Annotated in this window: 16 protein-coding genes and 1 pseudogene; 12 read left to right on the forward strand and 5 right to left on the reverse strand. The window is 59.2% G+C overall.

The window, feature by feature from the left end:
- Window positions 1-11 precede the first annotated feature (11 nt).
- Genes MHN28_RS11600 through MHN28_RS11615 form a run of 4 tightly spaced genes read right to left on the reverse strand, consistent with a single transcriptional unit; the run spans window position 12 to window position 5,225 of the window.
- Window positions 12-1,118, reverse strand: a complete 1,107-nt coding sequence (locus tag MHN28_RS11600; protein WP_239339226.1) for a mandelate racemase/muconate lactonizing enzyme family protein — start codon at window positions 1,116-1,118, stop codon at window positions 12-14.
- Window positions 1,115-1,693 carry a dimethylsulfonioproprionate lyase family protein gene (locus MHN28_RS11605; RefSeq protein WP_239339228.1) on the reverse strand — a complete coding sequence of 193 codons (579 nt, stop codon included), beginning with the start codon at window positions 1,691-1,693 and terminating at the stop codon, window positions 1,115-1,117. The genes MHN28_RS11600 and MHN28_RS11605 overlap by 4 nt, the downstream gene beginning before the upstream one ends.
- A complete protein-coding gene (locus tag MHN28_RS11610) occupies window positions 1,690-2,772 on the reverse strand; it encodes an alcohol dehydrogenase family protein (RefSeq protein ID WP_239339230.1) in 1,083 nt (360 codons plus the stop codon). Before MHN28_RS11610 ends, MHN28_RS11605 begins: the two co-directional genes overlap by 4 nt.
- A complete protein-coding gene (locus MHN28_RS11615; RefSeq protein WP_239339232.1) occupies window positions 2,769-5,225 on the reverse strand; it encodes an FAD-dependent oxidoreductase in 2,457 nt (818 codons plus the stop codon). The genes MHN28_RS11610 and MHN28_RS11615 overlap by 4 nt, the downstream gene beginning before the upstream one ends.
- A 68-nt stretch (window positions 5,226-5,293) precedes the next feature.
- Here MHN28_RS11615 and MHN28_RS11620 point away from each other — a divergent pair, with 68 nt between their 5' ends.
- The 6 genes from MHN28_RS11620 (at window position 5,294) to MHN28_RS11645 (ending at window position 9,839) form a co-directional block, all read left to right on the forward strand.
- On the forward strand, window positions 5,294-6,181 hold the full coding sequence (locus tag MHN28_RS11620) for a MurR/RpiR family transcriptional regulator (protein ID WP_239339234.1): 888 nt from the start codon (window positions 5,294-5,296) through the stop codon (window positions 6,179-6,181).
- Complete coding sequence (locus tag MHN28_RS11625; RefSeq protein ID WP_239339236.1) at window positions 6,178-7,269, forward strand: aromatic ring-hydroxylating dioxygenase subunit alpha; 1,092 nt, start codon at window positions 6,178-6,180, stop codon at window positions 7,267-7,269. Before MHN28_RS11620 ends, MHN28_RS11625 begins: the two co-directional genes overlap by 4 nt.
- The gene (locus MHN28_RS11630; protein WP_239339238.1) at window positions 7,262-7,696 is read left to right on the forward strand and encodes a hypothetical protein; all 435 of its coding nucleotides are present in this window, start codon (window positions 7,262-7,264) and stop codon (window positions 7,694-7,696) included. The genes MHN28_RS11625 and MHN28_RS11630 overlap by 8 nt, the downstream gene beginning before the upstream one ends.
- A gap of 158 nt (window positions 7,697-7,854) precedes the next feature.
- Window positions 7,855-8,673, forward strand: coding sequence for a hypothetical protein (locus MHN28_RS11635; RefSeq protein ID WP_239339240.1), 819 nt, complete (start codon window positions 7,855-7,857; stop codon window positions 8,671-8,673).
- A 24-nt stretch (window positions 8,674-8,697) separates the two neighbouring features.
- A complete protein-coding gene (locus tag MHN28_RS11640) occupies window positions 8,698-9,438 on the forward strand; it encodes a sulfotransferase family protein (RefSeq protein ID WP_239339242.1) in 741 nt (246 codons plus the stop codon).
- Window positions 9,439-9,455: 17 nt separating this feature from the next.
- Window positions 9,456-9,839: a carboxymuconolactone decarboxylase family protein gene (locus MHN28_RS11645; RefSeq protein WP_239339244.1), complete on the forward strand. Its 384-nt coding sequence runs from the start codon at window positions 9,456-9,458 to the stop codon at window positions 9,837-9,839.
- Between the two features lie 71 nt (window positions 9,840-9,910).
- On the opposite strand, the gene MHN28_RS11650 is transcribed toward MHN28_RS11645, so the two are convergent.
- Complete coding sequence (locus MHN28_RS11650; protein ID WP_239339246.1) at window positions 9,911-10,513, reverse strand: helix-turn-helix domain-containing protein; 603 nt, start codon at window positions 10,511-10,513, stop codon at window positions 9,911-9,913.
- 147 nt (window positions 10,514-10,660) lie between these two features.
- On the opposite strand from MHN28_RS11650, the gene glyA reads away from it, so the two are divergent.
- The 6 genes and pseudogenes from glyA to gcvT form a co-directional block, all read left to right on the forward strand.
- Window positions 10,661-11,914 (forward strand): serine hydroxymethyltransferase, encoded by a 1,254-nt coding sequence (gene glyA / locus MHN28_RS11655; protein ID WP_239339248.1) that lies wholly within the window; start codon window positions 10,661-10,663, stop codon window positions 11,912-11,914.
- A 10-nt stretch (window positions 11,915-11,924) separates the two neighbouring features.
- Window positions 11,925-13,307: a dihydrolipoyl dehydrogenase gene (gene lpdA, locus MHN28_RS11660; RefSeq protein WP_239339251.1), complete on the forward strand. Its 1,383-nt coding sequence runs from the start codon at window positions 11,925-11,927 to the stop codon at window positions 13,305-13,307.
- Between the two features lie 14 nt (window positions 13,308-13,321).
- A complete protein-coding gene (gene lipA, locus MHN28_RS11665; protein ID WP_239339253.1) occupies window positions 13,322-14,266 on the forward strand; it encodes a lipoyl synthase in 945 nt (314 codons plus the stop codon).
- A gap of 24 nt (window positions 14,267-14,290) precedes the next feature.
- Window positions 14,291-15,661 (forward strand): sodium:alanine symporter family protein, encoded by a 1,371-nt coding sequence (locus MHN28_RS11670; RefSeq protein WP_239339255.1) that lies wholly within the window; start codon window positions 14,291-14,293, stop codon window positions 15,659-15,661.
- A gap of 77 nt (window positions 15,662-15,738) precedes the next feature.
- The gene (locus tag MHN28_RS11675; RefSeq protein ID WP_239339257.1) at window positions 15,739-16,161 is read left to right on the forward strand and encodes a universal stress protein; all 423 of its coding nucleotides are present in this window, start codon (window positions 15,739-15,741) and stop codon (window positions 16,159-16,161) included.
- 16 nt (window positions 16,162-16,177) lie between these two features.
- Window positions 16,178-16,314 (forward strand): annotated as a pseudogene (gene gcvT, locus MHN28_RS11680) (glycine cleavage system aminomethyltransferase GcvT); the annotation flags it as partial.

Here is a 16,314-nt window from a genome sequence, read left to right on the forward strand (position 1 = left end):
GGCTTGCGGTCTCACAGGCTGAACTCCTCAATCGGCGCACCGAGGCTTTCGAAATCGGGCACTACGCCCATTCCTGGTGCATCCGAGGCATAGAGCTTGCCATTCCGCGACATTGGTCTGCCGATTCCGGTAGATCGCGTGTTGTAGTTCATCAGGTCGGTAGTGTTTTGCAGGTATTCGGGCGGTGTCGAGGCCGCAAAATGGGCGACAGCCGAGGTGGCGATTTCCCCGCCCCATGTGTCTTCGCTGACCACCGGAATGCGGTTTTCAACCAGATAATCCCGCACCCGCCGCGCCTTGCTGAGCCCGCCAAGGTTCGAAATCTTGAGACAGCAGATCTCGGCCCCGCGATCCGCGACGATGCGCTGCGCCATATGCATGCCGGTCAGGCATTCATCCAGCTTCATCGGTTGCTCGGCGACACGGCGCACCTGCTGGCATTCCTCATAGGTCTGGCACGGCTGTTCCAGAATGTAATCCAGATCCCGCGTTGCCCGCGCCACCCGGATCGCGTTGTCGACGCGCCAGCCCTGATTTGCATCGGCCATTGCCTTCTCGCCCGGATTGAGCAGAGGTACCGTTGTGCGAATGCGGTCAATGTCCGTGGCCCAGTCGCCTCCGACTTTGACCTGAAACTGCCGATACCCTTGCGCGCGGTATCGGTCCATTTCTGCGACCGTCTCATCCACCGCTTTCTGAGGCGCGACCCGATACATCGGCGCTCCGTCCGTCAGCTTTCCACCCAGCAGCATCCAGACGGGCTGATCACAATCCTTCCCCAGAATGTCCCAACACGCCGCATCGAACGGAGCCTTGGCGTATCCGTGCCCCTGCACCAGATGGTCCATAAGCTGTTCGATCCGCCCCACCTGTCGTGGGTCTTCGCCCAACAACGAAGGCGCAACCAACCGGGCCAGCGCCGCCACGCCCTCGGAGTGCGCAATCATGTAGTTCTCACCACAGGGCGTGAATTCTCCGCAGCCCTGCAGACCGGCATCCGTATCGATGACGACAACTGAGGCAATGGCCGTTTCAATCGCGTTGCCCGCACCCCAGACGTAGGCCCCGCCAACATAAGGAAGGCCTGCCTGATAGACGCGAATACGGGTGATTTTCATGCGGCATCCATTTTTGGCAAATCGCCCATTCCCTCACCGCGCCAGAGAACGAAGGTCAGGATCGACTCTTGGGTTGTGGTCATCGCATGGCTTTGCCAGCTTTCGTGATGGCGCGTCTGGTTCGGGCCAACATAGGCTTCGTTCCCGTCCACCCGAAACGTCGCTCCGCCGCCTACGATCAGGTAAAGCTCCTCAGCTTGATGGCTGTGCCAATCATAATGCAAACCCGCCCCCCAATAGGCGACATAGCCGCGCAATTGGGTCGAGTGGAAATGCCCGGTTGGTCCAAAAAGCTCGTAGTAGCCATAGCGATTGAGGAAGTCGGCTCCGACCTCTTCCTCGGTATAGGTATGCTTCCATTGAGCCAGATGCGCGGTTGCCTTGATCGCGTCGGTCAGGGATCGCGTCGCACCTTCGGTCGGGAATTCGGTTTGCTGGATCAGTTCCACTGCCGGAATTCGGTGTGGCTCCAGTCCCGTTGCCATAAGATCATCAGGCCAGTCACCAAAAGCTGATAGCTCTGGATGTGATTGGTGCAGCTGCCGGGCAGCCTCGAGAACGTCATCCATCGTCATGGGGTCACCACGATGTTGCCGGTGTGTTGCTTGGCGATGAACGCGGCCTGAGCCTCGCGCAGTTCTTCCAAAGGATAAGTAGCTGCCAGCGCAGGTTTGATCTCTCCGGCCTCGATGTATTTCACGAGGTTCCGCATGACCTGCGGATCAATCACGGTCGAGCCGGTGAAAGTCAGGTCGCGCAAATAGAACGTGCGCAAGTCGAACTCGACCATCGGTCCGGCAATCGCACCCGAGCACGTATACCGGCCACCGCGTTCCAGAATGTCGATCAGGTTTGGCCAATAGGGACCGCCCACAACATCAGCAACGACCGTGATCTTCTCATTGCCCAGCGCGGCGCGCAGGTTTTGTGGCGCACGCGGCAGGATCATGTCCGGACCAAGTTCTGCCACATCTGCGTGCTTCGCCTCCGACGCCAACGCGATCACTCGAGCGCCCCGGCGTTTGGCCAGCTGCACTAAGGCACCGCCAACTCCTCCCGAGGCTCCGGGCACCAGAACGGTGTCAGTGTCGGTTACATTGGCGCGGGCCAGCATGCCCTCGGCCGTCGAATAGGAGCAGGAGAAGGTCGCCAGTTCAGCATCCGACAGGTCGGACTGGATCGGCACCGCATTAACCGCCAGAGTCGTGGCGTATTCGGCAAACCCGCCGTCCCGTTCCGAACCGAAATACCCAGTCTTATCCATGTTGCCCGGGTCGGCCGGGTCCCGCAGCCATCCATCGGTGATAACTCGTTCGCCAATCAGCCTGGGGTCGACGCCTTCGCCAACGGCCACGATGTGACCGCAGATGTCAGCGCCCTGAATGCGAGGGAAGGTGATGGGATTGCCCCCCCATGTGGGGTCCTCTTCGCCAACCTCTTCGAACGCTCCGCCGGTGGTCGCGTCGGTGACCGTTTTGGAATACCAGCCCGACCGCGTGTTCACATCGGTGTTGTTCAGACCGCACGCCGCGACCTTGATCAGCACCTCTCCGGCAGCGGGTTCGGGGCGCGGCCAGTCTTCGTGCAGCACCATCTGCTCCAAACCGCCATGGCCCATCGTGACCATCGCTTTCATTTTGTCGGGCAAGTTCATAATGCAGTCTCCAGAATGGCGTCGGTACGCGGCAGCAGGCTTTCGGGATCATAGGCTGGTTCGCCCAGAACACGGGCTGCGCGGGGCTTGCCGTGGATCACGACTAGCAAATCGGTTCCGGCAGTGGCCGCCTCGGGTTTGATGTAAGCAAAGGCGAGGATCTTGCCGACGGTATGGCCATAGGCCACCGAGGCGGTCGAGCCCACGACCTTGCCGTTCAACATGACAGCTTCGCCGCCGTGCCCGTCAATCTCACCATCCGGCTCGATTTCGAGGTAAGCGCAGACCCACGGCAGATCAGCGTTCAGGGTCTTGTCCTTGCCCAGATACTCCTTGTCGGTGCGGGCAAAGCGCAGCACATCGGCCTCGGCCAAGGTAACCTCGTTGGTCAACTCGCCTGCGCCTTTGAACCCCTTCTCCATCCGCATAACGTTCATAGCGAAGCTGCCATAGTCGGTGATGCCGTGCGGCTCACCAGCGGCCCAAAGCGCTTTGTAGACGTCAAGGCAAGCGGCGTTGGGCATGTGCAATTCCCATCCCAATTCACCGGCATAGGACATGCGGAAGGCCCAGACATTATGCCCGGCAATTGTGATTTCCTGGGCGGACAACCAGCGGAACCCGGCATTGGTCAGGTCAGCATCAGTGCACTGCCCCAGCACGTCGCGCGACCTTGGGCCATTCAGCGACAGAGCCGACCAATCGGCGGACAGAGCTGTGATCTGCACATCCTCATCCGCGCGTTGTTGCGCCAAATGATCCAGCAAGCGCTGTTCGAAGAAGGCTGCACAAACCAGATAGAAGCGGTCTTCGGCCATGCGGACGATCGTTGTCTCCAACTCGATCCGACCACGGCGGTTCAGCATATGGGTCAAAGTGATCGAGCCGACTTTCTGTGGCATCCGGTTTGCGGTCAGTCGGTCCAGCAGGGCGTGGGCGCCCGGCCCAGAGACCTCGACCTTGGTGAAGGCCGTGACATCCATGATCCCGACGCTTTCACGCACTGCTTTGACCTCGGCCGCGACCATGTCGTCAGCGGGCGTACGGCGGAAGGAATAGTAATCTCGTTGCTCTACGCCATCCCGCGCGAACCAGCGGGGACGTTCAAACCCATAGACTTCTTCGTGCACAGCGCCCTTGGATTTCAGCAGATCGTATAGAGGGGACGGTTTGATCGGGCGTCCCGCCAGACGATTGAAATGCGGGAACGGGATTTCGTGACGCAGGCAGTAATCTTCTTCGGCCTTGGTCACCTGCCAGTCTTTCGTGGCATAGCTGCCGAAGCGGCGCGGATCATACTCGCGCATCGAGATATCGGCGGCCCCATGCACCATCCAGCGCGCCAGTTCGCGAGTCAGGCCCGGCCCCCAACCGATGCCGATCTGCGTCCCACAGCAGCACCAGTAGTTGCGAACACCCGGCGCAGGCCCAATCAGAGGGTTGCCGTCCGGTGGATGCGAGATGGCGCCATGCACGACACGGGAAATGCCGAGATCGGAAAAGATCGGCATCCGGTTCAGGCTTTCCTCAAGCCACGGCATCACCCGGTCGTAATCCGCGTCAAACAACCAGTTCTCGTATTCCCATGGGCAATAATCGTGCCAGACCGAGTTCGGGTTTTCCTTCTCGTAAATCCCGATCAGCCCGCGCTTCTGCTCCATGCGGATGTAGCCAGAAACCTTGGGATCGTCGCGGATCACCGGCAGTTCCTTGTCCAGATCCTGAAACTCCGGCACAGGATCGGTGACAAAATAGTGATGCGTCATCGAGGTCATGGGTAGTTGCAGCCCCGACCACTCGCCCATCTGCCGCGCATAGGTGCCGCCCGCATTCACCACATGCTCGCAGCGAATGGTGCCTTTTTCGGTCTCGACCACCCACTCGCCGTTTTCGGCCTGCGTGATGTTGGTCGCCCGGCAATGACGGATGATCCTTGCACCCAGTTGACGCGCACCGGCGGCCATGGCCATGGTTACGTTGCTGGGGTCCACGTGCCCGTCATCGGGGGTATGCAGCGCGCCCAGAACGCCATCAAGGTTGTAGAATGGGTGCAGTTCGGCAATGCGCTCTGGCCCGACCAGTTCAATGTTGAAGCCCAGAGACCGCCCCACCGACAGCGTGTGGCGCAGCCAGTCCATCTCATCCTCATCATAGGCCAACCGGAACGACCCGCAGCCGTGCCAAGTCACCGCCTGCCCTGTCTCGGCCTCCAACCCACCGGAATACAGGCCGATGTTGTAATCCACGCATTTGCCTAGCCCAAAGCTGGACGTCGAATGGGTGATCTGCCCCGCCGCGTGCCATGTGCTGCCGCTGGTCAGTTCAGCCTTTTCCAGCAGGACAGTATCGTCGCCCCACCCTTCATGCGCCAAGTGATAGGCCAGACCGACCCCCATGACACCTCCGCCCACGATGACCACGCGGGCATGTGACGGCAGTTCCTTCCCGGACATGATTTTTCCTCTTCCCGAGTCGCGTTTCTGCTCGACAGGCTAATTCCACAAATGTACCATCGTCAATCATGAATGACACAGATGTATCATCAATCGTTCTCGACCGCCTCACCGAGGAATGGGATGCCCTCACCCCCGAGGCGCAAAAAGCGGCGCGCTATGTACTGGAAAACCCAACGGATGTTGGGGTTTCAACAGTGCGCGAAATCGCTGAGGCCGCGAAGGTAAAGCCCAACACTTTCGTACGGATGGCCCGACAGGTGGGGTTCGAGGGTTATGAGGATTTCCGCGCGCCCTTCCGCGACGCGATTCGGCGCGGCAGCGTGTCGTTTCCCGACCGCGCCCGCTGGTTGCAGGACATTGGCAAGTCCGGGGACCTGGGCGGGCTTTATGCGGATATGATCGGCGCGGCGATCCGCAATATCGAAGAGACCTTTGCCGGGATCGATGCTGCAAGCCTTAAGTCCGCAGCCGAGGACATCTGGAATTGCCGTCAGATTTTCACGCTGGGCGTAGGTGTCAACAATTCCAACGCACGCAACTTCACCTATCTTGCGTCAACCGGAATGAAGCAGTTCCACGCAATCCCCCGCCCCGGCTCGACCCCTGTGGATGATCTGGCCTGGGCCGATGAACAGGACGTGCTGATCGCCATCACCTGCCACCCGTACCGGACTGAGGTGATCGACGCAATCAAGCTGGCGCGGCAGCAGGGCCTGACCGTTGTCGGGATTTCCGACAGCCCGGCCAGCCCGGTGATCCTGAACGCCCATCACGGTTTTGTCGTCGCCGCCGACACGCCGCAATTCTTCCCGTCATCCGTTTCGACCATCGCTTTGTTGGAAACGCTGCTGTCCTTCGTGATCGCGGTTTCCAGCGATGAGATCGTCGAGCGAGTGGAGCGGTTTCACCAACGCAGACACCAACTTGGCCTCTACGCGGAGGAGCCCGAATGAACGCACCCCTGACCCACTCTCTGGACGCGCGCTATTACACCGACCCTGCGATATTCGCGCGGGAGATGCAGGGCCTTCTGGCCCGAACGTGGCAATTCGCAGGCCATGTCGCGCAGGTCCGGGAACCCGGGGATTACTTCGCCTTCGAAATCGCCGGCCAGAGCCTGTTCTGCATTCGCGGCCGGGACGGGGAAATTCGCACCTTCTACAATGTCTGCCAGCACCGCGCGCATGAGATGGTGACCGGCGCGGGTAACACCCGGGTTGTCGTGTGCCCCTATCACGCCTGGACCTACGAACTGTCCGGCCAACTACGCGCCGGGCCGAACATCAAATCCGTCCCCGGATTTGACCGCAGCGCGATCTGCCTGACTTCGGTCCGGACCGAGGTGTTTAATGGTTTCATCTTCGTCAATCTCGACGATGACGCCGCACCCATGGATGAATGGTACCCCGGCGTGCGCGAGGAAATCCGCGCCTTTGTGCCGCATATCGACGATCTGGAACCGCTGGAATGGGTTGAGATTCCTGAGAATTGCAACTGGAAGGTCAGCATCGAGAACTACTCCGAATGCTACCACTGCCCGACCAATCACCCGACCTTTGCCGAAGGCGTGGTCAAGCCCGAGACCTATGACATTCAGCCGGACGCAGGCGGTGGCTACGTTCTGCGGCATATGACCGAGTGCCAGAGCCTCGACAAGATGACCTATCCCATTGACCTGTCGGTACCGCATGCGGGCGATTACCAATCCTGGTTCCTGTGGCCGATGTTCTCGTTTCAGTGCTACCCGGGCAATGTGCTGAACACCTATCACTGGCGCGCGGTTGATGCCGATCACTGCAACGTCTGGCGCGGCTGGTATACTGAGGGCGGCTCGGAAAGCGCTGTGATCCGGCAACTTGCCGTGCAGGACCGTGAAACCACGGTCGAGGAAGACATACACCTCGTCGAATCCGTGCACCGCGGTCTAAAATCCCGCGGTTACCGACCCGGCCCTCTGGTGCTGGACCCCGGCTGCGGCGTGATGTCCGAACATTCGATCGCCCGTTTACAGCAATGGATGCGGGAGGGTGTGGATGGCTGAAACAAGGATTTGGCTCGCTGCTCTGACAGCCATGTTTGCATCTGCAAACCACTCTGCTGCCTGTGTGGCTTCAAAAGGCGAACGAACATTCCTGCACGAACTCACCGAGGAAACAAAACACTCTGAGTTTGTTGCACTCATAGAGATCGTCAAAGTGACCGATGACTTGGTTTGCTTTCCCAAAGAGCATCGGTGCTTTCATGTCGGCATTGAAGTCGAAGTGATAGAACCCATCAGCGGCTCCACTCGGGGGCAAACCGTCACGGCAGCCAAGTCAAAGGGGTCCTGTTCGACCGACAACAACCTTATCGCAGGACAGCAGTATTACTTGTCTGGAGAAATCATAGAAAATGTTCTGTGGAGTGGTCCAAAAGGGGCTGATTCACGGAACCGAAAATGGAAGCCGACCGGCTCTGGGCTATGGTGAGTTTATCAAGCCAGTGCGGGCGCGGCGCTGCTAAATCCGTGTTCCTTACGGCCATATGGCCATCGGCAGCGCGGTGTATGGCTGCAGTTTTTGGATGACATTGCCAGACATCAATCCTGTCAGCCAGACCCTGCCGATACAGACAAGGAGTAACCCCTATGCTGATGCCAGAAGACTGGCGCCCCGAGCACAAACTGTTCCCCTATCAGGTCGGATTTACCAGCCCGCCCTTTGATTTTGACGCAGCGCCGTCGGACTTTCTGCGCATGTGCCCCAAAACGGTCGGCGTACATGGTTGGATGCTGCATGTGCCCAATTACGTGCACGGGTTGGACCAGCGAAAACAGAACTTTGGCATGCTCGAGGATTTCGTCCATTGCATGTCCCGCAACGGCGTCGACGTCTGCGGTCAGGTCGGTTCGAATTGGGTCCACGCCTGTGGGCTGGGCGTCGAGGGGGTCCGGCAGCATTGCGCGGATCTGTCGGACAAGTACGGCACGCAGTTCCACATGGCCGGATACGCTATGGTCGAAGCGCTGCGCGAGATGAATGTCGAAAAGGTTGCGCTGAACGCCGCCTATCACTGGCCCGAATGGTGGCAAGGCACGGTCGGATTTCTGAAAGAAGCCGGATTTGACGTGCTCTACGCCGGAAATTTCCACGATCAGGGATGGTTCGACAATCAGGAAGAGGTCAATTCATACCGCTGGGTGTTTGACGGTGATCTCGCGATGAAAAGCTTCGAATACGTGGCCGAACAGGCCCCACAGGCCGATGCGATCCTGATCAACGGTATGTGCAATTTCCGCACCGGACCGAATGGCCTGCCACAGCGCCCTATGCATCTGGCGGATACGCTGGAGGCTGCGCTCGGCAAACCGGTGATCGGCCACGACATCGCGCTGTACTGGCGTATCTTCAAATCCCTCAACCTCGCGCCGGAATCACCCCGCGGGCAACTTCTGGGGCGGCTATAAACTTCACTTCAAAGGATCATCGACATGAACAAAATCCTCGCGCTTTGGGCGGTGCCCCGCTCTACGTCCACTGCTTTTGAATGGATGATGCGACAGCGCGGAGATCTGGATTGTCTGCACGAACCCTTTGGCGAGGCTTGGTATCAGGGGGAAGACCCGCTGTGGCACAGGTTCAAACCGGGGGCCGTGACGACGCCGGGCCTGACGCTGGACACTGTCTGGGCCGACATTCAGACCCGCGCGCAGAAGGGGCCTGTCTTCATCAAGGACTTCCCGCATTACATCAATCACATGTGGGACGCCGAATTTCTGTCGAATTTCAACCACGCCTTCCTGATCCGCGATCCGGCGAAAACAGTCACCTCGATGTACAAGCAATGGCCCGACTTTGCCGAAGGCGAGGTCGGCTTTCCCGAACAGCGCGCCCTGTTCGATCTGCTGACTGCCCTGAACGGCACGCCCCCGCCCGTTATCGACAGCGATGACCTGCTGGAAAACCCGCACGTCATGACCGAACGCTTTTGCGAAGCGGTCGGCATCCCGTTTCTGGAAGAAGCGCTGACATGGGAACCCGGCGGCGATCCGTCGGCGCATTCGTGGTGGGATGGCGGGTCCTTCCACGGCAACCTGGCCAATTCGACGGGGTTGGCTCCGCAGCCCCGCAAACATATCTCGATCTCGGACGCGCCGGATCGGGTCAAACAGGTGTACCGCCGGATGAAACCCCACTACGACCACCTGTACAAACATCGCCTGACGGGCTGATACACCGGAGAGAAGACATGGCAGACATTTTTGACGAAGACCTGTTCCTGAAAGGTCTTGAGCAGCGCAAAAACACGCTGGGCGCGGAATATGTGGAAAAGAACCTGGCGGCGGCAGATGACTTTACCCGCCCATTTCAAGAGGCGATGACCGCATGGTGCTGGGGGTTTGGCTGGGGCGATGACGTGATCGATGCCAAAACACGATCGATGATGAACCTGTCCATGATCGGTGCGTTGGGGAAAATGCATGAATGGGAAATTCACTGCAAAGGCGCGATCAACAACGGTGTCACACCCGAAGAAATCCGCGCCATCATCCACGTGATCGGTATCTACTGCGGCGTTCCTCAGGCGCTGGAGTGTTTCCGGGTTGCCCGTAAGGTTCTGGGGCACACCTGAACAAGGTACCGCCTCGTCTGATAAAAAAGCGGCCGGTCAGGCCGCTTTTGTATGTCTTCCGTGCTGTGAAATTACTCGAGCGACACCCACAGTACTTTAGCGTCTTCTTCGCTGGTCGAGATACAGCCGTGCCCCATGCCGCTGTCATAATAGAGCGAGTCACCGGCCTTCATCGGCAAGGGCCGGTAATGCTCTGACACGAAAATCAGTTCACCGCTGATGACATACATAAACTCTTCGCCGCTGTGCCGGATCCATGTCTCGAATTCCGACAAGTCGCGGGCTTTGATCGTCGCGATATAGGGCAGCATCCGCTTGCTGGTCAGTTCCGAACACAGCAATTCATGCATATAGGTCGGCGTGTTTTTGATTTCGCCCTCGCCTTTGGGGGTAAAGTCCCGTCGGCCTGAAATCCCCGACTGACCGGACTGCAGGAACAGTTGGGGCGTGCTCATATCCAGCGCCTGCGTCAGGCGGCGAACGATGTCGAAGCTTGGCCGTGTCTGGTTGTTCTCGATCTTGGAAAGGGTGGACCGCCCGATTCCTGCAGCACGCCCGGCCTCCTCTAAAGTCCAGCCTTTTGCACGGCGCGCATCGCGGATGGATCGGCCCAACGCCGCGCCCTCATCCAGTTCTTCCGGTGCGGAAACATCTCCTCGGGTTTCGTCTCCCATAAAAATCTCCCTGTTTTATCAAAGGTTACAGATTTCCCCTAGCCCACACAACTTCACAAATGTGAGAAATATGTTGCCTTAACTGTACAATTTCCACTATAGGAAACAAAGTTTCGCGCTGAGGATTCGGTGCTGGAGGAGGAAATCATGTTCAAAACGTCGCTTATCGAAGCTGATCCGGTTGTCGCTGCGTCAATTGCGCGGGAAGGCAAACGTCAGGCTGAACAGATCGAATTGATCGCGTCCGAAAACATTGTCTCGCAGGCAGTGATTGACGCGCAGGGTTCTGTCCTGACCAACAAATACGCCGAAGGTTACCCCGGTCGCCGTTACTATGGCGGCTGCGAATACGTGGATGAGGTTGAATCTGAGGCCATCGACCGGCTGAAAAAGCTGTTCGGTTGCGAATACGCAAACGTTCAGCCGCATTCCGGCGCACAGGCCAACGGAGCGGTCAAGCTGGCGCTGCTCAGCCCCGGTGACACGATCTTGGGCATGTCGCTGGATGCTGGCGGACACCTGACCCATGGTGCAAAACCCGCCCAATCCGGTAAGTGGTTCCGCCCGGTCCAATACGGACTGACCGATGCGGGCCTGATCGACTACGATCAGGTTGAAGCGCTGGCAAAAGCCGAAAAGCCGCAATTGATCATCGCAGGCGCGTCGGCCTATTCGCAAAAGATCGACTTTGCGCGCTTCCGCGCCATTGCTGATGAGGTTGGCGCATGGCTGCTGGCCGACATGGCCCATATCGCCGGTCTGGTCGCAACTGGCCTGCACCCCTCGCCCGTCGGCCACGCGCACGTGGTCACCTCGACGACCCACAAGACTCTGCGCGGTCCGCGTGGTGGGATCATCCTGACCAATGACGAGGCGCTGGCTAAAAAGATCAATTCCGCCGTGTTCCCCGGTCTTCAGGGCGGCCCGCTGATGCATGTGATCGCGGGTAAGGCTGTCGCGTTCGGTGAGGCGCTAAAGCCCGAGTTCAAGGAATACATGCAGCGGGTTGTGGACAGCGCATCCGCTCTGGCAAACGTGATGATGGCGCGCGGTTGCGACATCGTCTCGGGTGGCACCGAAAACCACCTGATGCTGGTCGATCTGCGCCCGCTGGGCGTGACCGGCAAAGACGCCGAAGCCGCGCTGGAACGCGCCGGGTTCACCTGCAACAAGAACAGCGTGCCGGGCGACCCGGAAAAACCAACCGTGACCAGCGGTGTCCGACTGGGAACCGCAGCAGGCTGTAGCCGTGGGTTTGGACCGGAAGAATTCAAGCAGATCGGTCACCTGATCGGTGATGTGTTGGACGCTCTGGCCCAGGCGCCTGAAGGCGACGCGACTGTCGAAGCTGAAACCCGTGAAAAAGTCCGTGCGCTTTGCGCCAGCCATCCGATCTACTGAAAGAATACCCATGAGCATCTATGACCTCATCGTCATCGGGGGTGGCCCCGGCGGATACGTCGCTGCAATCCGCGCAGCCCAGCTGGGCATGAAAGTGGCCTGCGTCGAGGGACGCGGTTCGCTCGGCGGAACCTGCCTGAATGTGGGGTGCATTCCCTCCAAAGCGTTGCTGACCTCCTCGGCCAAATATGCCGAGCTTGCACATCTCTCCTCCCATGGCATTGCCGTCGAGGGGGCCAGCATCGATGTCAGCGCAATGATGGGACGCAAGGACAAGATCGTTGGCGATCTGACCAAAGGGATTGCCTTCCTCTTCAAGAAGAACGGTGTCGATCTGATCGAAGGCTGGGCCAGCATCCCTGCAGCCGGTCAGGTCAAGGTCGGTGACGATGTTCATGAGGCAAAGAACATCCTTATAGCAACCGGCTCTGAGCCGACCCCGCTGAACGGGATCGAAATCGACGAACAGGACATCCTCAGTTCGACCGGCGCGATCGCGCTGGACACGGTTCCCGAGCATCTGGTTGTCGTTGGTGCCGGGGTGATCGGGCTGGAGCTTGGGCAGGTTTGGTCCCGTTTGGGCGCAAAGGTCACAGTTGTTGAGTATCTGGACCGTGTTCTGCCCGGGATCGATGGCGAAATCGCGAAACTCGCACAGCGCGCCCTGTCCAAGCGCGGGCTGAAGTTCCAGCTGGGACGCGCGTTGAAATCGGTGGTCAAAACTGACGCCGGATTGACTCTGACATTGGATCGGGTCGGCAAAGACAAGGAAGAGGTGCTTGAGGCCGACAAGGTCCTGATCGCCGTCGGCCGTCGGCCCGTAACGCGCGGGCTGGGGCTGGAAGATCTGGGGATAGCCCTGGACCCGCGCGGATTTATTCAGGTAGACGAGACCTTCTGTACGTCCGTTCCCGGCGTTTATGCGATTGGCGATTGCGTGCCCGGCCCGATGCTGGCGCACAAGGCCGAAGAAGACGGCGTCGCCTGTGTCGAAATGCTGGCAGACCAAACGGGGCACGTCGATTACAACACCGTACCGGGTGTTGTTTATACCGACCCTGAGGTCGCCTCGGTCGGTCTGACAGAAGAGACTCTGAAAGAGGCCGGAACCGAGTATACTGTTGGCAAATTTGCATTTATGGCCAACTCGCGCGCCCGTTCGACCGGTGAAACCGACGGCGCAGTCAAAGTGCTGGCGGGAACCGACGGCCAAATTTTAGGGGCACATATTTGTGGTGCCCATGGCGGCGACCTGATCGCCGAGCTGGTTCTGGCCATGACCAAAGGCGCAACCGTCGCCGAGGTCGCCGCAACCTGTCATGCGCACCCGGCGATGGGCGAGGCGGTCAAAGAAGCCTGCCTCGATGCCATGGGCCGCGCAATCCACGCCTAAGTGAGGACAGCCAGATGACGATCCAGCTTCGACCACGACACCCGGAAAAGGCCAAAAAGGCCGACAGTGTCATCCCGCGCAAACCGAAATGGATCAGAAAGAAAAAGGTCGAAGGGCCTGAGTATTACGAGACCCGCCGCCTGATGCGCGACCACAATCTGGCGACGGTCTGCGAAGAGGCTGCATGTCCGAACATCGGTGAATGCTGGTCCAAGCGTCACGCAACCATGATGATCATGGGCGAGGTCTGCACACGGGGCTGTTCCTTCTGCAACGTAGCGACGGGCCGTCCGGACGAGCTGGACGTTTTCGAACCTGGCCGCGTTGCTGCAGCGGTTAAAAAGCTGGGCCTGCGCCATGTGGTCATCACCTCGGTCGACCGCGATGATCTGGCCGATGGCGGGGCGGAACATATCGCCCAGACAATCCGCGCCGTGCGGCACCAGAACCCCGGCACCACGGTCGAGGTTCTGACCCCTGATTTTCTGGGCAAAGGTAATGCTGCGGATGTGGTTTTCGATGCCGCTCCGGATGTGTTCAATCACAATCTGGAAACCGTTCCGCATCTCTATCCAAGCGTGCGGCCCGGCGCGCGGTATTACACATCACTGCGGCTGCTGGACGACGCAAAACGCGCCAGCCCCGAGATTTTCACCAAATCCGGCCTGATGGTTGGTTTGGGCGAAAGCCTGAACGATGTGCGTCAGGTGATGGATGACCTGCGCGCGGCACAGGTCGATTTCCTGACCGTGGGCCAGTACCTGCAGCCAACCCCGAAACATCACCCGATTGATCGTTTCTGGACACCGGAGGAGTTCGCCCAACTGGAGCAGATCGCACGTTCCAAGGGCTTTTTGCACGTGTCGGCTACGCCGCTGACCCGTTCCTCGTTCCACGCGGACGAAGACTTTGCCGCCCTCAAGCAGGCCCGTCAGCGGGCTCTCGCGACCGGGGCATAACCTAACGCAAATGGGAGGGATACCATGGAAGCGTTAAATTCAATCGTAGGGGCCATAAATGGCGTCGTGTGGGGGCCGCTGATGCTGGTTCTCATTCTGGGCGTCGGCTTCTTCCTGCAGGTCGGCCTGAAATTCATGCCGATCCTGCGCATTGGCACAGGCTTCAGCCTGCTGTTCAAAGGCCGTGAAGGTCAGGGCGAAGGGCAAATCAGCCCGTTCAACGCGCTGATGACCTCGCTGTCGGCGACCATCGGTACGGGTAACATCGCCGGTGTGGCCACTGCTGTCTTCCTGGGCGGTCCGGGCGCCTTGTTCTGGATGTGGATGACCGCCCTGGTGGGCATGGCCACCAAGTATGCCGAAGCTGTCTGCGCGGTGAAATATCGTGAAAAGGACGAGCTGGGCAACTATGTCGGCGGCCCGATGTATTACATCAAGAACGGCCTCGGCGCGAAATGGGCCTGGCTGGGCGTTGCTTTTGCCCTGTTCGGCGCAATCGCGGCCTTCGGCATCGGCAACGGCGTACAGGCCAACGGTGTTGCTCAGGTTCTGGAAGCGAACTTCGGCGTGAACACCTCGGTCACCGGTGTTGTCCTGATGGTGCTGACTGCTGCCGTTATTCTGGGCGGCATCACCCGCATCGGTGCGGTTGCCGGTAAACTGGTTCCGGCCATGGCAATCGCGTACATTGTCGCTGGTCTTCTGGTTCTGATTATCAACATCGGCGAAATCGGCAACGCACTGTCGCTGGTCTTCACCTACGCCTTCACGCCGTCGGCCGCCGAAGGTGGTTTCGCGGGCGCAGCCGTCTGGGCAGCCATCCGCTTTGGTGTGGCACGTGGTGTCTTCTCGAACGAAGCCGGCCTGGGGTCCGCTCCGATCGCACATGCCGCAGCCGAGACCAAAGGTCCGGTCAACCAGGGCCTGATCGCGATGCTGGGCACGTTCATCGACACCATCATCGTCTGCTCGATCACCGGTCTGGCGATCATCTCTTCTGGCGCATGGACATCTGGTGAATCGGGTGCCGCTTTGACCTCGCTGGCATTTGCCTCATCGCTGCCGGGCGGCGGTCACCTGATCGCAATCGCACTGTCGATCTTTGCCTTCACCACCATTCTGGGCTGGTCGTTCTATGGCGAGAAATGCGTCGAGTTCCTGCTGGGTGTCAAATCACTGCTCCCCTACCGCGTTCTGTGGATCGTTGCGATCTACTTCGGTGCGACCGCGGATCTGGGCTTCATCTGGCTGCTGGCGGATACGCTGAACGCCATGATGGCCATCCCGAACCTGATCGCTCTGGCATTGTTGAGCCCGATCGTCTTCAAACTGACGAAAGAGTTCTTCGCCTCGGGCGGCAAGTCCGAAGAGCCGGGCGGCTCACCTGCCGAGTAATCCGGCCCCGAAAAAACGGGGGGCCAGCCCGGCCCCCCGCCTTTGAAACAGAATTCCATATCTCGAGGAGAGACGTGATGGCCACGAAAATCCTGCTGCCAATTGACCACACCGACGAACGCTCGTGGAAACTGGCCCTTCCGACCGCATTGGAACAGGCAAAATACTACGGTGCTGAACTGCATGCGGTTGCCGTCATCCCCGAGATCATCCAGCTGCCGAACCTGCCCGCCAACTATGGCGCTGGCGCTAAAGACCACGTGCGCAATGCGGTTCAGGCGATTCTGGATCATGCCAACGCCTCTGACGTGCCGGTGCATGTCGAAGAAGGCAGCGTTTATCGCGAAATCCTGAAGCTGGCCTATAAGGACGGCTTTGATCTTATCGTCATGGCGTCGACCAAAGGCGATTTCCCGAACTACGAGATTGGCCCGAACCTCGCCCGCGTCGTGCGCAACGCGCATTGCACCGTCATGGTCGTTCGTGACCAATCCCGCTGATTGAAAGGTTGAGAAAATGACCGCACTGAAACGCACGCCTCTTTACGATTTACACGTTGAGTTGGGCGGTAAGTTGGTTGATTTTGCTGGGTGGGAGATGCCTGTTCAGTATCCGTTGGGGATCATGGGGGAGCATAAGCAGTGTCGTGAGAA

The sequence above is a fragment of the Ruegeria sp. Ofav3-42 genome (assembly GCF_022347725.1).
Taxonomy (GTDB): Bacteria; Pseudomonadota; Alphaproteobacteria; order Rhodobacterales; family Rhodobacteraceae; genus Ruegeria.

Bases quoted from the DNA above. Each gene is read 5' to 3' on its own strand.
- MHN28_RS11600 (WP_239339226.1), bottom strand. From the start codon at position 1,118: ATGAAAATCACCCGTATTCGCGTCTATCAGGCAGGCCTTCCTTATGTT.
- MHN28_RS11605 (WP_239339228.1), bottom strand. From the start codon at position 1,693: ATGACGATGGATGACGTTCTCGAGGCTGCCCGGCAGCTGCACCAATCA.
- MHN28_RS11610 (WP_239339230.1), bottom strand. From the start codon at position 2,772: ATGAACTTGCCCGACAAAATGAAAGCGATGGTCACGATGGGCCATGGC.
- MHN28_RS11615 (WP_239339232.1), bottom strand. From the start codon at position 5,225: ATGTCCGGGAAGGAACTGCCGTCACATGCCCGCGTGGTCATCGTGGGC.
- MHN28_RS11620 (WP_239339234.1), top strand. From the start codon at position 5,294: ATGAATGACACAGATGTATCATCAATCGTTCTCGACCGCCTCACCGAG.
- MHN28_RS11625 (WP_239339236.1), top strand. From the start codon at position 6,178: ATGAACGCACCCCTGACCCACTCTCTGGACGCGCGCTATTACACCGAC.
- MHN28_RS11630 (WP_239339238.1), top strand. From the start codon at position 7,262: ATGGCTGAAACAAGGATTTGGCTCGCTGCTCTGACAGCCATGTTTGCA.
- MHN28_RS11635 (WP_239339240.1), top strand. From the start codon at position 7,855: ATGCTGATGCCAGAAGACTGGCGCCCCGAGCACAAACTGTTCCCCTAT.
- MHN28_RS11640 (WP_239339242.1), top strand. From the start codon at position 8,698: ATGAACAAAATCCTCGCGCTTTGGGCGGTGCCCCGCTCTACGTCCACT.
- MHN28_RS11645 (WP_239339244.1), top strand. From the start codon at position 9,456: ATGGCAGACATTTTTGACGAAGACCTGTTCCTGAAAGGTCTTGAGCAG.
- MHN28_RS11650 (WP_239339246.1), bottom strand. From the start codon at position 10,513: ATGGGAGACGAAACCCGAGGAGATGTTTCCGCACCGGAAGAACTGGAT.
- glyA (WP_239339248.1), top strand. From the start codon at position 10,661: ATGTTCAAAACGTCGCTTATCGAAGCTGATCCGGTTGTCGCTGCGTCA.
- lpdA (WP_239339251.1), top strand. From the start codon at position 11,925: ATGAGCATCTATGACCTCATCGTCATCGGGGGTGGCCCCGGCGGATAC.
- lipA (WP_239339253.1), top strand. From the start codon at position 13,322: ATGACGATCCAGCTTCGACCACGACACCCGGAAAAGGCCAAAAAGGCC.
- MHN28_RS11670 (WP_239339255.1), top strand. From the start codon at position 14,291: ATGGAAGCGTTAAATTCAATCGTAGGGGCCATAAATGGCGTCGTGTGG.
- MHN28_RS11675 (WP_239339257.1), top strand. From the start codon at position 15,739: ATGGCCACGAAAATCCTGCTGCCAATTGACCACACCGACGAACGCTCG.